The following is a 15,396-nucleotide window of genomic DNA, read 5'->3' on the forward strand; positions in this document are numbered from 1 at the left end:
CCTTTTACTGCTAGTTTTGAATTGTAGGGTGTGCGTTGTCAGTTGTTACGGGGAGGGTAAAGAAGAAGCTTGTCCCTTCCCCCACCTTGCTTTCGGCCCAGAGTTTTCCGCCATGGCTTTGGACTAGCTGACGGGCCAGGGCAAGGCCGATGCCGCTGCCGCCGCTCTGGCGGTTCCTCGAGGTTTCACCGCGGTAGAAATACTGGAAAAGGTGCAGCAGCTTATCGGGCGGAACGCCGTCCCCCGTATCCCGGATTTCCGTAAGGAGATAGGCGTTTTTCCCATCCATCTGGCTAACTGCGGAAATAAAGAGGGCGCGCCCCTGTGGGACATAACGCACAGCGTTGCCCAATAAGTTATAGATGACCTGGTTCATGCGGTCCCGGTCAAACAGAAGATCCGGAAGAGAATCTTCAAGGGACAGGGTCACGGACAGCTTTTTTTCTTCAAAAAGGGGTGCCATCATGGCGACGGCTTTTTTGATGAGCACGACTAGGTCTCCTTTTTCCTTATGGAGCTCCAGTTGCCCCACTTCGGCAAGGGATAGGTCCCGCAGGTTCTGGATCAGGCGCCCCATGCGCAGGGCTTCGTCTTCCATGGAAAGAAGACGTTTCTTGTCAAGGGGAAACACATCGTCAATCATGCCTTCAAGATTGCTGCTGATGATAGCAAGGGGGGTCCGCAGTTCATGCGCCATATTTGCAAAAAGCTGCCGTCTTCCTTTTTCCGCTTCATCGAGGGCGCGGGCCATTTCATTGAAAGTCTCCGTAAGAAGCCCGACTTCGTCATAAAAATAAACCGGAACGTGCTGGTCATAGCGGCCTTTCTTGATGGATCGAGCCGCCTGCGTAAGGTCCTTAAGAGGACGCAGGGCTTCCCGCACCATGAGAAAGCAGATCAAGGCACTTAACAGGGCCATGCCAAAGCCCAGCCAAAAAAGGCTGCTATGGACGGAAGACAGATAGACAGTTTCAGCCGGTCCATGCATCATGCCGTGCATGCCTCTTGCTTGCCCCATCATATGGGATGAATTATATAGGTATTGGGAAAAATGGGCATCCATCTGGAACTTTGTAAGAAACATCATGGCCCCAATGGTCACAAGGAGCAAGACAAGGACCATGACGGTCAAACGAAAAGCAAGGCTGTTTTTATGCTTCATGGCGCGCTCCCTGGAATTTATAGCCAACTCCGTAAACGGTCACAATATAGATTGGTTGGGACGGATCCGGTTCCAGCTTCTTTCTGAGGTTCCGGATATGGGTATCAATGGTCCGTTCCGCACCTTCGTAATAGGCGCCGCCCATGGCCTTTTCCAAGAGCTGCATGCGGCTAAAGACACGATCCGGTGCAGAGGCAAGGATATCAAGCAGGCTGAATTCCGTTGGGGTAAGGGAAATCCACGCCTTTTTCCGGCGTACTTCAAAACGTTCCTTATCAATGAATAGGTCCCGGATCTCGTAGGAAGCGACCTGGCTGAGGACTTCCCCGCGGCGGCGCCGGAGAAAGCTTTTTACGCGGGCAATCAGTTCCCGTACATGAAAAGGTTTTACCACATAATCATCAGCCCCCAAATGGAGCCCAACGAGCCGATCGGCTTCATCGTCCTTGGCAGAAAGGAAAATGATAGGAATATCTGTAAATTGCCGCGCCCTGCGGCAGACTTCAAAGCCATCGATTCCGGGCATCATGATGTCAAGGACCATGATATCGGGATGATCTTCCTTGAGGCGCTTGAGGGCTTCCGCCCCATCGCGGGCCAGATAGACAGTAAACTGCTCGTCCTTGAAATAGGAAAGAAGGACGCTGAGAAGCTTCTCATCATCATCAGCAATGAGTATGGAATTTGCAGGCATCGTGCCACCTCCTTCAGTGCCTGTAATGATAGCATAGGATGGAAAAAAAGAAAATGACCCTTCCCTCGTAAGCCTAGAGAGAAGGGTCGATTCCCAAAGGGATCAGTTGTTATTTTGGTTCTGGTACTGCCAGCCCGGGCAGCCGCCATAGTTTCCATTGCCACCACGATACCCACCCCAACAATAGGGAGCGCGATCAGTCTGCGCCGTGTTGTTAGACGCTGGGCTTTCTGCAGCAAGGACACTGTAGGTCGGAATGGCAAATAGGGTCAAGAGGGCCAGAATCATAATTTTTTTCATCGCTTCCATCTCCTTTCTGCTTCTCCTATATTGTAGCAGATGTCCTTGATCAAGGGGTGGAGAAAATGTGAAGATAATGTCAAGATGGATCAATCAAAAGAAAGGGCCATGAAAAAACGACGTCCTCATTTTCCCATGGCCCCCGGCCTTAATGATTTTGGGCAATAACCTTAAAGAGCGTCCCCACAACGAGGATGGACAAAGAAAGAAGAAGGACAGTCCCCCACTCCCCTAAGGTAAGCGGTACGACCCGCAGTACGCGGCCGCCTACATAGGTCATGATGACCTGAATGACGATGATCATGGCATTGATTTCGATGAAGCCCCGATTCTTTGTGAGGTGATCGAAAAGATTGACAGAATCAACACGCACATTGAACGCGTTCATGACGGCAAGGAACACATAGGTGCAGAAAAATCCCGTATAAAGGGGCAGTGCTTCTGCATGGGGCCGGAAAAGATCCTTCAAGGGCCCCCACAAGAACAGCATCAGACTGAGAAGAGTCGTGTAAGCCCCGCCCAGGATGATCTTCGTCAGCATGGACGAGCTGACAATGGGCGCACTCCGCTCCTTTGGTGCTTCCTCCAAATACCGGTCAAGGGCAGGCTCGCCGCCAAAAGCAAGGGCTGCCAAGGTATCCATGATGAGGTTGATCCACAGGATCTGGATGATGGTCAGCGGCTTTTCAATTCCTAAGAAAGGCGCCAGCAGGTTGATGGCTACAGCCGAGAAATTGATGCTCAGTTGGAAGACAATGAAGCGGCAGATGGAGTTGTAAATGGTCCGTCCGTAAAGAATGGCCTGCTTGATGGATAAGAAGTTATCATCAAGGATCACAATATCGCCGGCTTCCTTGGCAACTTCCGTGCCGCTGCCCATGGCAAAGCCCACATCGGCTTTTTTAAGGGCCGGCGAATCGTTGACACCGTCTCCGGTCATCCCCACGACAAGTCCCATTTCCTGCCCAATCCGGACAAGGCGGGATTTATCCATCGGAAGAGCTCGGGCCACAACACGTAGATGGCGAAGGGATTCCCGCACCTGTTGGTCAGAAAGGCGGGAAAGATCATCACTGGTCCAGACAATATCGGTATCTTCCTTCAGAATGCCTGCATCGCGGGCAATGGCCATGGCCGTTTCCCGGCGGTCACCGGTAATCATGACAACCTGGACACCGGCGCGTTGGACTTCCTTGATGGCCTTTACGGCTTCTGGGCGGACATCATCACGGATACCGACGATGCCGACAAGAATCAGCCCGTTTTGAGGGACCTTTTCACCGGCAATCGCCCCTTCACGGATGAAAAGTCCCAACATGCGGATGGAGTCCTTGGCATAGCCCACCATGGTTTCATCAAGGGACTTTTTCATGTCCCCCGTAAGGACGGCTTTCTTTCCTTCTGCGTCAAGGTACTGGTCAGCGGCGGGAAGGAGTTTTTCCGGAGCCCCTTTGACAAGGCACAGATCATAGGTCCCCGTCACATGGGCCCAGGAATATTTATTGGTACTGTTAAAAGGTACAAAATGGGTCCGTGTCACACCAAGATCCGTCTTATAGCCTTCCATATAAGCGCTCAGGGCCGTTTCCGTCATGTTCCCGCCAATGATCTTGCCCTCTTCGTTCACAGCAGCTGACGTATTGATGACACAGTTGGCATAAGTGGCCTTGCGGAGCATTTCCGGAAGAGCCGTAAATTCTGTGTAGACCGTGCCATCGCCGGCAAGAAACGTGACAACAGTCAGTTTTCCCTTGGTAATGGTTCCTGTCTTATCTGTAAAAAGCAGGTTCAGGCTGCCCGCCGTTTCGATTCCTACAAGTTTGCGGACAAGGACATTATCCCTGAGCATCTTGCGCATGTTGAGGCTCGAAACAAGGGCGACCATAAGGGGAAGCCCTTCAGGAACAGCCATGACGATGATGATGACACCGAGGATGACGGCCTGAACCAAATCCTGGACGAGGGCGCCGCCGCTTGTGAGGTACGCGCCAAGACTCGGGGCCTGCAACATCTTATGGATCATGACGGCAAGGGCAATGAAGACCCCGCCCAGATACCCGATGCGGCTGATGACGGCAGCCAGGATGCGCAGTTTGTGCTTGAGCGGGCTTTCCCGTTCATTGTCCTTGAGTTCCTGTGTCAGTTTTCCATAAACGGACAGATCCCCAATGCAGTCAGCCCGCATAATGCCTTCACCCTCAAGGACGACGGAACCGCGGTAGACGGCATAGGTCTGGAGAAAATCGACTTTTTCCGGGTCAAGGATAAGGGAAGGATTCCCCGGAATCTTAGGAGCTTCTTCACTTTCCCCGTTGAGGACGGACTGGTCCACCTTGAGGGTGCCGGCGAGCATGACCCCATCGGCAGGGACCTTATCACCCGCCTGGAGGATGATGGCGTCTCCCTTTACGATATCGGCAATGCCTACTTCCTGGGGCTCCCCATCCCGATAGACCTTGCAGAAAATCCGAGAGGCTTCTTCCTGGAGTTTCTGAAAGGCGTTTTCGTTGGCATATTCCGAATAGGTGCTGACAAGAGTCGCCAGAAGGATGGCAAGAAAGATTCCCACCGTTTCCAGCCAGTCTCCATGTCCCGTATAGACAAAGATGATATTGATGACAAGGGCGGCCGTGAGGATCCGGATCATGGGATCTTTGAGGTTAGCGGCAAACTTTTGCCAGAATGTCTCCTTGGGAGGACGGGACAGTTCATTGCGTCCATACTGGGCACGCGAGGCTTCTGCTTCCTGAGTGGTCAGACCATACTTTTGCGACAAGGCAGCATCGCTCCTTTCTTTATATTGTTTGATTATATCATGTTTCAAGGAATAACGGGGAAATTCAGAAAAAGAGTTTACAAATTCTATACAAAAACGAAAAGGCCGATGGATAAATCGTTCCATCGGTCTTAGCAAAGGATTCCTACCGGATGAGGTAAGGCAGGGAGATCTTGGCAAGTCCCAAGAAGATGAAGAAGCCGCACACATCCGTAAAGGTCGTGATGAAAATGCTCGAGGCAACAGCGGGATCGGCATGACAGGCTTTAAGGACCACTGGGATGACAAAGCCAACAAAAGCCGCAATCATCATGTTGGCCACCATGGCCACAAGGATGATGACGCCCAAATAAGGATTGCCATACATGTAGGAAACAACAAAGGCCGCAAGGATGCCACAGACCATACCATTCATAAAGCCCACGAAAATGCTTTTCAGGATGCGTTTTTCATTGCCATGAAGCTTGATGTCCCCAATGGCAATGCCGCGAATGACCACAGCCAGGGTCTGGGTAGCCGCGTTTCCGCCCATACCGGCTACAATGGGCATGGAAGCGGCAAGGGCCACGACTTGAGAAATGGTATCTTCAAACATGGAAACCGTGGCGGACGCCAAAAAGGCCGTCACGAGATTGACAAGGAGCCAGGGCAGCCGCATATGGACCGATTCCAGGGCAGAACTGTCCACATCTTCTTCCTTGTTGACACCGCCCAATTTGAGCATGTCTTCCGTATTTTCTTCTTCAATGACATCGATGATATCATCAACGGTGATGATGCCGATGATGCCCATCCGTTTATTGACAACCGGAATGGCGTGCAGGTCGTATTTTGAGACGAGTCTGGCAACGTCTTCCTGGTCCGTTTCCGGTTCAACGGAAATGACATTGTCTTCCATGATGTCCTGCAGGGTATCATAGTTTTGGGCAACAAGCAGTTCCCGCAGTGAAACGGTTCCAACGAGCTGTTTCTTCTCGTTGGTAATATAAAGGATATTGATTTCTTCCGTTTTGGGGGCGATTTCCTTAACTTTTTCCAGCGCCTGGCTCACCGTCAGTGTATTGCGCATGGAAATGAATTCCGTCGTCATGATCCCTCCAGCGCTCGTTTCCGAGTAACCGAGGAGGTTCCTGATGACCGTTTGGTCACCGCTTTTCATGAGCTTCAACAGTTCCTTACGGCGGTTGACGGGCATATTGCCCAGGATATCGACAATATCGTCCTTTGACATGAACTGGAAGACAGCGAGGATGCGGTCCAGGTCAAGGAGCTTCATGATCCGTATCTGCAAATCCTCTTCTGCCTGTTCCACGATTTCGGCCAGCTGCTCAGCCGTGACCAAACTGTTTAAAAAGAGGATGTCGCTGTCAGAGACCTCTTCAAGGGCAATGGCAACGTCTATAGGGTGGGCTTCCTCCAATAAGGTTGTTACCGCGTCACGATCCTTGCGGTCAAGGGCTGTCGTAAGGTCGTTTTCCACTTGCTCTTCCAAAAGTTCCTGATTGGCTTCATTCTGAGCCGCGACTTCTGAACCCATTTCTTCATGCTTCTCCATCCCTGAAGTGCCTCCCTTTCCTCGGTATTCTGCTGGGAAAATGTCTTTCCCTCTGCCGTCCAGTACGGCTTTCCCCTAGGGGATCTCAGCGTTTTCCTAGAACCACGGTATCTGACACGAGCCACCCCACGGCCCCGTCAAAGCGAATGACAAGATTATAGGTCTTACCTTCGGTTTCATTGCGGCTCTGATTGATGGGCACAAAAAGCGTGCCTTTAGGATAATACCCCATCACGAGGGCGTCCTTGTTAGGTTCGGCAAGGAGTACGGCATTATCCTGGGTCGTCATCATGACAATGCGGGACTGGTGGTAGCGCTGCTCCGTTGTCAGTGCCGCTGCTTCAAGCCGGGGAAGGAATGTGCTTCCCATGACGGTAAAAAGTGCAGTAAGCGCCATGATCATACGTTGTTTCATCGCGTTTTTCCTTCTTTCCTAGACAACCTGAAATAGGTAGAATTTAAGATAGTCCGTTTCGGGCACATTATACAAAATAGGATGATCCGGGGCCTGTTGACGGGCCTCGATTTGGCGCAGGCTCACCTGGGCATCGCGGGCCGCTTCATGAAGCATCTTCACAAAAAGGGCATCTTCCATGAAGTGAGAACACGAACAGGTTGCCAGATACCCACCTCGAGGCAAGAGTTTCATGGCCTTGAGGTTGATTTCCTTATAACCGCGGAACGCACTGCGCACAGTGGAACTTGACTTCGTAAAGGCCGGCGGATCAAGGATGATGAAATCATAGGGAGCATGGCCCTGCGCCTTGAGTTCCGTCAATAGCTCAAAGACATTGGCTTCCCGGGTCGTTACGACATCCACCAAATGATTCCGTAGGATATTTTGCTGGGCCGTCTTCAGGGCCTCACCGGAAATATCGACAGCCGTTACAGAAGCGGCGCCGCCGCGGGCTGCATTCAGGGCGAAAGCCCCTGTATGGGTAAAACAGTCAAGGACATGCTTACCTTTGGCAATACGGGCTACGGCCTGACGGTTATATTTTTGGTCAAGGAAAAATCCAGTTTTCTGTCCATTGACCACGTCAACCATATAGGAAAGGCCATTTTCAACAATGATGGGCATCAGGTCAGCTTCCGTCAGTTCATTTTCCGGAATCTGGGCAATTCCCTTGTTTTCGCTCATACCTTCCAGCTCACGGATCTTGACATCATTGCGTTCATAGACACCTTTGACGCGCTCGCCCATTTCCCGCAGCACGCGCAGGAGAAGGGAAAAGATCTGGTTTTTATGGCGTTCCATCCCAAGGGACAGGACCTGGGCGACAAGGACGTCGTCAAAGCGGTCCACCGTCAACCCAGGAAAGCCATCGGCTTCGCCAAAGATCAGGCGGCAGCAGGCAAAATCCGCACCGGGCATAACGGTCTTGCGATAGTCCACGGCATACCGAACGCGGCGCTCAAAAAAGGCCTCGTCAAAGCGGTCATTGGCATTATAGGAAAGGAGGCGGACCCTGATCTTGGAATGGTCATTGTAAAAACCTGTGCCGATGTATTTGCCTTTTTCACTGACAACATCGACAAGACTGCCATTTTCCGGTTTCTCCGATTCCTTGAGGACTTCTCCCTCAAAGACCCACGGATGACCCATACGGGCCCGATTTTCGCCTTTTTTGGTGATTGTAATCTGAATGAAATTGCGCATGGCTTTCTATCCTTCGTTTTTCTTGAATTACTTCCTTATTGTAACATATGAATCGGAGGGATTAAATAAAAATCTCGTAAAAACATGGCCCCATAAAAGAAAAGACTGTCCCTGCCCGCTTTGAAAAGTTCCCTGAATCTAAGGAAAAAAGAAAGCGTCCCTCCATTTGCAGTCACGTGGACATATCAGATATAATAGAAGAATGATTCTGTATTTTTTACGTTAAAGGCAGGCGATTCCCGCAATGGCTCAAGCAAAAACAATGACAAAAGATATGACCCAGGGCAGCATTCCCAAACTGCTTCTTGAATTTGCCCTCCCCTTGATGGTGGGCAACATCTTTCAAATGCTCTACAATACGGTTGACTCCATTGTAGTGGGAAACTTCGTCGGGACAAACGCCCTGGCAGCCGTCAGCTCCACAACGATGGTCACAAATATGTCGGTCTTCTTCTTTAATGGATTTTCCATCGGAGCCACCGTCATCATCGGGAAATATTTTGGTGCCGGCGACCATAAAAAGCTCCACCGTGCCGTAGAAACGACCATGGCAGCGACCTTTTTGCTCTGCCTGCTGTTTACGGCCTTCTTTCTTTCTGCCAATGATTTTATGCTCCGCTTCATGAAAACACCACCCGACGTTTTTGGGGAAGCCTCCCTGTATCTGAGAATCTACTTTGCCGGTGTGACAGGCCTGCTCCTTTATAACATGGGAAGCGGCGTTCTCCGCGCCGTGGGAGATACGAAACGACCCCTTTATTTCCTGGTCCTCACAAGCGTCCTCAACATCATCTTGGATCTTATTTTCGTGCTCCAGTTCCATATGGGCATTGCCGGCGTTGCCTATGCAACCATTCTTGCCCAATTCATTTCGGCCGCGGCGACCATGGCGGTCCTTATCCGTACGGATGACATCTACTGTTTCCGTCTTGGGGACCTCTGCCTTGATTGGGGCATTCTTAAGGAAATTTTCTGTGTAGGCCTTCCCGCCGCCATTCAAAGCGTCATCACCTCTTTTTCCAACATTTTTGTCCAGTCCTATATCAACTTTTTTGGTCCCACCATCATGGCCGGATGGGGCTGCTACAACAAGATTGACCAGTTCGTCATGCTCCCCGTCCAGTCCATGGCCATGGCCTCCACCACCTTTGTGGCTCAAAACGTCGGTGCCCAAAAAGACAAGAGAGCCGATGAAGGCACCGTTTCTTCCATTATCCTGAGTCTTGGCATCGTTGGCGTCATAACAACTCTTCTCGTGCTCTTTGCCGATACGGCCCTGCGCCTTTTTACAAGCGACGAAGGCGTAATCCTGTCGGGAGTCGATTTTATCCACGTGAACCTCTTTTTCATGCTCTTTAACTGCGTGAACCAGGTCCTTGCCGGCGCCCTCCGCGGCCGCGGGGATTCAGTTGCGCCAATGGTCATCATGCTCTTTTCCTTTGTCCTCATCCGCCAGATTTACCTTTTTGTCATGAGCCGCTTTATCAGCAATACGCCTCTTACCATGGGTTTTGGCTACCCCGTGGGCTGGATGACCTGCTGCCTTCTTGAAGTGGCTTACTTCTATTTGTTCTGGAAACATCGGCCGCGGTAAGGGGCCTTTTTTTCTTTATTTTACTCAGCCCAAAAAACAAGCTGATTTGATGAAGTACGTATGTCCATTGCTTTGAGAAAGATTAATCTGAAGCAATGGGCTCATGGCCTCTCGTACAACAGTGCCCTTCACGGTTGGGGATAGCTATCGCCTGGGCGCTTTCTTTCCTAACCTTCCCTTTTTTTAGTCGCTGCAGAAATCGCGCCGAGTAAATGCAGTTACTTGCCATCCTTGCTTGAGAAATGATTCTTTTGAGAGCAAGGATGGCATGACGATTCGCAAGAAATTACCTACCACAATCTCATATTAAAGTCGCCCGAAAGATGCCTTCGGCGAGCAAGCCACTTCTTGAAATTTTTTCGGATGATCCAGGAAACCTTTTTCGCCTATGGCCCATATCGATCCATCTGCATTGTCAAACGCGGCAGGCTTCCTAGAAGTACCCAAATCTTGTACGACGTCATCAGCCTGCTTCGCGTTTTTCCTAGCATCTGGGCCAATCTGGAACCATATTTGAAAATGGTAAATGGAAAAAGGCAACGGCCTTGAAGGGTAAGGCCCAACAAAAAGCAGGCTGGAAAGAAAGGCAGCCTCCTTTCTTTCCAACCTGCTTTTACTTTTACTTAGAAGCGGTCTACCAGTTTATAGCCCTTCCCCATGAGGAACGTTTCCGTTTCTGCTTCATCGGTCTGCATCACCACAATAGGATTCGATGTCTTGCGGTCAAAGGAGATATAAAGATAGCGGATATTGACATTGGCCTGGTTGAGGCTGTCTAAGATCTTGTTCAAGGTTCCAGGGGCATCAGAGGCCATATCGACAGCAATGACAAAATCAATGCGGCACTGATAGCCGGCCTTGGTAAGCAGGTCCTTGGCCTTATTCGCATCATCTACGATGATGCGAACAATGCCAAATTCCGCACTGTCTGTTGCCAACATGGTATAGATATTGATCCTACCTTTTGCCAATTCGTCCGTCATCCTGCCCAAGGCACCCTTGGCATTGGCGGCAAAAATAGAGATTTGTTTCAGCATGAATATACGCTCCCCTCTCAGCCTTGGACGCGGCCGGCCAGTTCCTTGATGAGGGCTTCCGTCTTTTCCCAGCCCAGGCAGGGATCGGTGATGGATTTCCCGTAGACACCTTCTTCAATGGACTGACTGCCATCTTCCAAATAGCTTTCAATCATGATTCCTTTGACCAGCTTTCGAAGATCCGGATTCATATGGCGGCTGTATAGAACATCATTTGCAATGCGAACCTGTTCCAGGTATTTTTTCCCTGAATTGGCATGGTTGGCATCGATAATGACCGCTGGATGGGAAAGGCCCCGCTTTCCATAGGATTCATGGAGACGGACCAGGTCTTCGTAATGATAGTTGGGCAGACTCCGGCCAAACTGGTCCACATAGCCGCGCAGGATAGCGTGAGCGAGCGGATTGCCCTTGGTCCGCACTTCCCAGCCTCGGAAAAGGAACTGCTGCTCATGCTGGGCCGCCGCAATGGAATTGAGCATAACGGAGATGTCTCCACTGGTAGGATTCTTCATCCCCACAGGAATGCCCACACCGCTTGCAATCATGCGATGCAGCTGATCTTCGACAGAACGGGCCCCAATGGCAGCATAGGAAATCAGGTCCGACAGATAGCGATGATTTTCCGGGTAAAGGATTTCCTCGGCACAAGTAAAGCCCGTTTCCCGAATAACCCGTTCATGCATCTTGCGGCAGGCAAGAATCCCCTTGAGCATGTCCTCCCCACCGTGGGGATCGGGCTGATGAAGCATACCTTTATAGCCAACACCAATGGTGCGCGGTTTATTGGTATAGACGCGGGGAATGAGGAAAAGCGTCTCCTTGACTTCTTCTTGGACGCGGGCAAGGCGCGTGCAGTACTCGGTGACCGCGTCTTCGTTATCAGCAGAACAAGGTCCAATGATGAGAAGGAACCGGGCATCCTTTCCTGTCAGGATGTCCCGGATTTCCTGATCCCGACGCGTTTTGATCTGATAAAGGCCCGGATCCACAGGGTGCTCCATTTTAAGCTCCTGAGGTGACGGCAATTTACGGATGAACTCCATTTCAAGTTCCATAGAAAGCCTCCCTGAAAAAAGTTGGACGTATTATACCATATCTATGAAAAAGATTCATGAATCTGTCCCTAAGAGGTTGTTGTCCCCCACTTTCCGACCCGAGAATGTAACCATTGTTCCAAAAAAGTCACCCCCACTGCGGAAAGGTTCCGCAATGAGGGTTCACTCTTTTATACGATAAGGCCTCCACTCGGTCTTAGAAAGCCGGGATCACAGCGCCTTTATACTTTTCTTCAATGAATTTCTTGACTTCCGGGCTCGTCAAGGCTTTTTTCAGGGCCTGAATTTCCTTGCGGTTTTCATCGCCCTTTCGAACGGCGACGATATTGGCGTAAGGTGAATCCTTCGGTTCGATGAATAGGGCATCCTTCGTCGGATTCAGCTTAGCTTCCATTGCGAAGTTGGAATTGATGACGGCAAGGTCCACATCATCCAAGGTGCGGGGCAGCATCGCAGCTTCTGCTTCGGTGATCTTGAGGTTCTTCGGATTTTCCACGATATCCCCGACCGTTGCCGAAATGCCGACGCCATCCTTTAGTTTGATGAGGCCTGCTTTAGCAAGGATATTGAGGGCACGGCCGCCGTTGGTCGGATCATTCGGGATTGCGACTTTGGCCCCGTCGGGAACGCTCTTGATGTCTTTCAGTTTCTTGGAATAGACCCCCATCGGTTCGATATGAACGGCAACAAGGTTCACCAGGTCAAGCTTACGGTCAGCAGCAAACTTCTTCAGATAGGGTTCATGCTGGAAGAAGTTGGCGTCAATTTCCTTGTCGTTCAAGCTGAGGTTCGGCTTGACGTAATCCGTAAATTCAATAATCTGGAGATCGATGCCATCCTTGGCAAGGAGCGGTTTGATCTCATTTAGGATTTCCGCGTGCGGAACCGGCGTGGCACCGACTTTCAGCACGACTTTCTTGTCACTGCTTTGGGCTGCTTCTTTCTTTTCACCGCTGCATCCGGCAACAAGTGCGCCGAGGGCGAGGAGGCCAGCGAGGGCCCAAACTGTTTTCTTCATTGTCATCAACATCCTTTCAGTGGTCCCCGTCTGGGGCTTTGTCTGCATTATGATGTGATTATACCGTTATGCATGAAAAGGCACAAATACATATAAGTTATGTCTTGTTATGCATTCCAGTTATGGAGAACTCGTTCAGCCGCTTCCTTCTCGATATCCTGCACTTCCCGTTTCAGGCGGGCAATGCCCGCACTCATGGCCACTTTTGCCACAGCGCCGGCAATAGCCGGTACAATACGGCGGTCAAACGCTCCGGGGACAACGTAGTCCTCGCGCAGTTCATCCTCAGGAATGAGGCCGGCAATGGCATGAACGGCAGCCACCTTCATCTCTTCCGTAATGGCAGAGGCGCGGACAGCGAGGGCCCCGCGGAAAATACCAGGGAAGACGCAGACATTATTGACTTGGTTCGGAGCATCGCTGCGGCCCGTTCCCGCCACAAGTACGCCGGCAACTTTGGCTTCTTCATAGGTCGTTTCAGGAACGGGATTTGCAAGGGCGAAGACAACCGCCTTGGGAGCCATACTTTCCATGATATCCTTCGTGAAAAGACGCGGTCCCGATACACCGATAAGGACATCCGCACCCTTGGCGGCCCCGGCAAGGTTTCCTTTATAGTGGGCCTTATTGGTGACGCTTGCCAGATACTTTGTTGCCATGTCCATGTCCCCGGGACGGCCCTCGTAGACCGCACCGTCAATATCGATCATCGTCAGGTCTGTTACGCCCAAGCGATAGAGCAGTTTGCCAATGGCAGAACCTGCGGCGCCGCAGCCGTTCACCACAACCTTGACCTTTGTAATGTCCTTTTTGGCAAAGCGCAAGGCGCCAAGGACGGCAGCGCAGGCAATGATGGCGGTTCCGTGCTGGTCATCATGGAAAACCGGGATGGAGCAGCGTTTGATGAGTTCATTTTCAATCCAGTAGCATTTTGGTGAAGCAATGTCTTCCAAGTTGATGCCGCCAAAAGAAGGCTGGAGTTTTGTGACAATGTTCACAAATTCTTCCGGATCTTTGGTATCGATACAGATGGGGATAGAATCAATATCGCCAAATTTCTTATAAAGGACCGACTTGCCTTCCATGACAGGCATGGCCGCCTCCGGACCGATGTCCCCCAGCCCCAGGACACGGGTGCCATCACTGATGACGGCGACCATATTGCCCCGGCAGGTGTACTCAAAGGAAAGGTCAGGGTTTTCCTTGATCTTGCGGCACGGCTCGGCAACGCCCGGCGTATAGGCAAGGGCAAGGTCATGGCCATTTTCAAGGGGCGCCTTGCAGCGCACTTCCAGCTTTCCATGGAATTTCTTGTGAAGCGCCAGGGCTTCGGCATTGATTTTTTCCGTATCTGCCATAAGGGATTCCTCCTTTTCCAAGAGGCCTAGGGCCTTTTACAGCGAAAGGACCCAAGGTCCTTTCTGGTTCAGTAGTTATTTGGCAAGTTCCCGCACTTCAAAGAAGGGGGCTCTGCCCTTTTCGAGGGTTAAGATACCATAGGTCGGCACATCGCCCCGCGGTTTGGCTGCACTGCCGGGGTTGATGACAAGGATTCTGTCAATCACTTCATTGACAGGGGTGTGAATATGGCCAAAGACAACAACCTGGGCGTTTTTTTCCTGTCCCCAGTAAATGAGATTGTCCCAGCGGGAACGGGATACATAGCGGTTGCCATGCACCATGGCAAGAGTCGTTCCTTCAAGTTTTGTGACAAGTTCCACAGGACCCCGGTCCTCATAGACGTCGCAGTTGCCGCAGACAGCATAGACAGGTACGCCGGTCTTTGCTTCCAGATAAGGTGCGTCCTGACTGTAATCACCGGCATGAAGCCAGAGATCGACCTTTCCCGCATCAAGGATGACGCGGTCCATGGCCTTTTTGACGCCATGGGTATCACTGATGACTCCAATCCTCATTTCATCTTTCTCCATTGGCTGACAAGTTTTTTTGCCGCTTTAGCGCGGTGACTGATGCCGTTTTTTTCTTCCATAGTAGCTTCTCCCAACGGTTTATGGAGCTCCGTCGACCAAAAAAGCGGATCGTAGCCAAAGCCATTGGTGCCATGGGGCTCATGGAGCAGGATACCATCACAGATGCCGCTTGATTCAACGACAATCTTGCCTTCGGGACTTGCAACGGCAAGGGCACAGAAAAAACGGCAGTTGCGACGAACCTGCATCTTCATGTTAGCAAGGAGGAGTTCGTTGTTTTCCTCGTCCGTGGCCTCTTCGCCTGCATACCGGGCAGAACGGACACCGGGTGCACCCTTGAGGCTTAGGACCTCAAGTCCGGAATCATCAGCCAGGCACATCCGGCCTGTTGCTTTGGCGTAGTATGTAGCCTTCAGGCGTGCATTGGCGGCAAAAGTCTTCCCTGTTTCTTCCGGTTCGGGGATATCCGGGAAATCATTGAGACAGCAAAAATTAAGTCCCAAGGCTTCAAGAAGAACCTTGAATTCTTCCATCTTGCCTTGGTTATGGGTCGCAATAACGACTTGTTGCATGTATGGTTCACCCACTTTCTATACGTTATATTGTAACTG

14 protein-coding genes are annotated in these 15,396 nt (G+C 51.1%); 1 reads left to right on the top strand and 13 read right to left on the bottom strand.

Annotated features, from left to right (window positions below; all coding sequences use genetic code 11):
* Positions 1-10 precede the first annotated feature (10 nt).
* From HMPREF1246_RS00585 to HMPREF1246_RS00615, 7 genes are all read right to left on the bottom strand, one after another.
* The gene (locus HMPREF1246_RS00585) at positions 11-1,162 is read right to left on the bottom strand and encodes an ATP-binding protein (protein ID WP_009016164.1); all 1,152 of its coding nucleotides are present in this window, start codon (positions 1,160-1,162) and stop codon (positions 11-13) included.
* Positions 1,152-1,856, bottom strand: a complete 705-nt coding sequence (locus HMPREF1246_RS00590) for a response regulator transcription factor (protein WP_021736373.1) — start codon at positions 1,854-1,856, stop codon at positions 1,152-1,154. Before HMPREF1246_RS00590 ends, HMPREF1246_RS00585 begins: the two co-directional genes overlap by 11 nt.
* 102 nt (positions 1,857-1,958) lie before the next feature.
* Positions 1,959-2,156: a hypothetical protein gene (locus HMPREF1246_RS00595; protein WP_016459623.1), complete on the bottom strand. Its 198-nt coding sequence runs from the start codon at positions 2,154-2,156 to the stop codon at positions 1,959-1,961.
* Positions 2,157-2,304: 148 nt separating this feature from the next.
* A complete protein-coding gene (locus tag HMPREF1246_RS00600; protein WP_009016166.1) occupies positions 2,305-5,058 on the bottom strand; it encodes a calcium-translocating P-type ATPase, PMCA-type in 2,754 nt (917 codons plus the stop codon).
* Between the two features lie 19 nt (positions 5,059-5,077).
* Complete coding sequence (mgtE, locus tag HMPREF1246_RS00605; protein WP_009016167.1) at positions 5,078-6,487, bottom strand: magnesium transporter; 1,410 nt, start codon at positions 6,485-6,487, stop codon at positions 5,078-5,080.
* 85 nt (positions 6,488-6,572) lie between these two features.
* Complete coding sequence (locus HMPREF1246_RS00610) at positions 6,573-6,902, bottom strand: hypothetical protein (protein WP_009016168.1); 330 nt, start codon at positions 6,900-6,902, stop codon at positions 6,573-6,575.
* Positions 6,903-6,920: 18 nt separating this feature from the next.
* Positions 6,921-8,147 (bottom strand): class I SAM-dependent rRNA methyltransferase, encoded by a 1,227-nt coding sequence (locus tag HMPREF1246_RS00615; RefSeq protein WP_021736372.1) that lies wholly within the window; start codon positions 8,145-8,147, stop codon positions 6,921-6,923.
* Positions 8,148-8,391: 244 nt separating this feature from the next.
* Between HMPREF1246_RS00615 and HMPREF1246_RS00620 the strand changes: the two genes are divergently transcribed.
* Positions 8,392-9,741, top strand: coding sequence for an MATE family efflux transporter (locus HMPREF1246_RS00620; RefSeq protein ID WP_021736395.1), 1,350 nt, complete (start codon positions 8,392-8,394; stop codon positions 9,739-9,741).
* Between the two features lie 623 nt (positions 9,742-10,364).
* Here the strand turns inward: HMPREF1246_RS00620 and HMPREF1246_RS00630 are convergent.
* The 6 genes from HMPREF1246_RS00630 to rdgB all read right to left on the bottom strand — a co-directional run bounded on the left by HMPREF1246_RS00630 (position 10,365) and on the right by rdgB (position 15,357).
* Positions 10,365-10,778 carry an amino acid-binding protein gene (locus tag HMPREF1246_RS00630; RefSeq protein WP_014128768.1) on the bottom strand — a complete coding sequence of 138 codons (414 nt, stop codon included), beginning with the start codon at positions 10,776-10,778 and terminating at the stop codon, positions 10,365-10,367.
* 17 nt (positions 10,779-10,795) lie between these two features.
* Positions 10,796-11,836: a 3-deoxy-7-phosphoheptulonate synthase gene (locus HMPREF1246_RS00635; protein ID WP_009016172.1), complete on the bottom strand. Its 1,041-nt coding sequence runs from the start codon at positions 11,834-11,836 to the stop codon at positions 10,796-10,798.
* Positions 11,837-12,032: 196 nt separating this feature from the next.
* A complete protein-coding gene (locus HMPREF1246_RS00640; RefSeq protein WP_021736389.1) occupies positions 12,033-12,854 on the bottom strand; it encodes a MetQ/NlpA family ABC transporter substrate-binding protein in 822 nt (273 codons plus the stop codon).
* A gap of 107 nt (positions 12,855-12,961) precedes the next feature.
* Positions 12,962-14,212: an NADP-dependent malic enzyme gene (locus HMPREF1246_RS00645; RefSeq protein WP_021736361.1), complete on the bottom strand. Its 1,251-nt coding sequence runs from the start codon at positions 14,210-14,212 to the stop codon at positions 12,962-12,964.
* Positions 14,213-14,287: 75 nt separating this feature from the next.
* On the bottom strand, positions 14,288-14,770 hold the full coding sequence (locus HMPREF1246_RS00650; protein WP_021736376.1) for a metallophosphoesterase: 483 nt from the start codon (positions 14,768-14,770) through the stop codon (positions 14,288-14,290).
* On the bottom strand, positions 14,767-15,357 hold the full coding sequence (rdgB, locus tag HMPREF1246_RS00655; RefSeq protein WP_021736369.1) for an RdgB/HAM1 family non-canonical purine NTP pyrophosphatase: 591 nt from the start codon (positions 15,355-15,357) through the stop codon (positions 14,767-14,769). The genes HMPREF1246_RS00650 and rdgB overlap by 4 nt, the downstream gene beginning before the upstream one ends.
* Positions 15,358-15,396 lie beyond the last annotated feature (39 nt).

Source organism: Acidaminococcus sp. BV3L6, assembly GCF_000468835.1.
GTDB classification, from domain to species: domain Bacteria; phylum Bacillota; class Negativicutes; order Acidaminococcales; family Acidaminococcaceae; genus Acidaminococcus; species Acidaminococcus intestini.

Coding starts and splice junctions, on each gene's coding strand:
- HMPREF1246_RS00650 (WP_021736376.1), bottom strand. CDS start 14,770: ATGAGGATTGGAGTCATCAGTGATACCCATGGCGTCAAAAAGGCCATG.
- HMPREF1246_RS00590 (WP_021736373.1), bottom strand. CDS start 1,856: ATGCCTGCAAATTCCATACTCATTGCTGATGATGATGAGAAGCTTCTC.
- mgtE (WP_009016167.1), bottom strand. CDS start 6,487: ATGGAGAAGCATGAAGAAATGGGTTCAGAAGTCGCGGCTCAGAATGAA.
- HMPREF1246_RS00595 (WP_016459623.1), bottom strand. CDS start 2,156: ATGAAAAAAATTATGATTCTGGCCCTCTTGACCCTATTTGCCATTCCG.
- rdgB (WP_021736369.1), bottom strand. CDS start 15,357: ATGCAACAAGTCGTTATTGCGACCCATAACCAAGGCAAGATGGAAGAA.
- HMPREF1246_RS00585 (WP_009016164.1), bottom strand. CDS start 1,162: ATGAAGCATAAAAACAGCCTTGCTTTTCGTTTGACCGTCATGGTCCTT.
- HMPREF1246_RS00630 (WP_014128768.1), bottom strand. CDS start 10,778: ATGCTGAAACAAATCTCTATTTTTGCCGCCAATGCCAAGGGTGCCTTG.
- HMPREF1246_RS00600 (WP_009016166.1), bottom strand. CDS start 5,058: ATGGAACGATTTATCCATCGGCCTTTTCGTTTTTGTATAGAATTTGTA.
- HMPREF1246_RS00645 (WP_021736361.1), bottom strand. CDS start 14,212: ATGGCAGATACGGAAAAAATCAATGCCGAAGCCCTGGCGCTTCACAAG.
- HMPREF1246_RS00615 (WP_021736372.1), bottom strand. CDS start 8,147: ATGCGCAATTTCATTCAGATTACAATCACCAAAAAAGGCGAAAATCGG.
- HMPREF1246_RS00640 (WP_021736389.1), bottom strand. CDS start 12,854: ATGAAGAAAACAGTTTGGGCCCTCGCTGGCCTCCTCGCCCTCGGCGCA.
- HMPREF1246_RS00620 (WP_021736395.1), top strand. CDS start 8,392: ATGGCTCAAGCAAAAACAATGACAAAAGATATGACCCAGGGCAGCATT.
- HMPREF1246_RS00610 (WP_009016168.1), bottom strand. CDS start 6,902: ATGAAACAACGTATGATCATGGCGCTTACTGCACTTTTTACCGTCATG.
- HMPREF1246_RS00635 (WP_009016172.1), bottom strand. CDS start 11,836: ATGGAACTTGAAATGGAGTTCATCCGTAAATTGCCGTCACCTCAGGAG.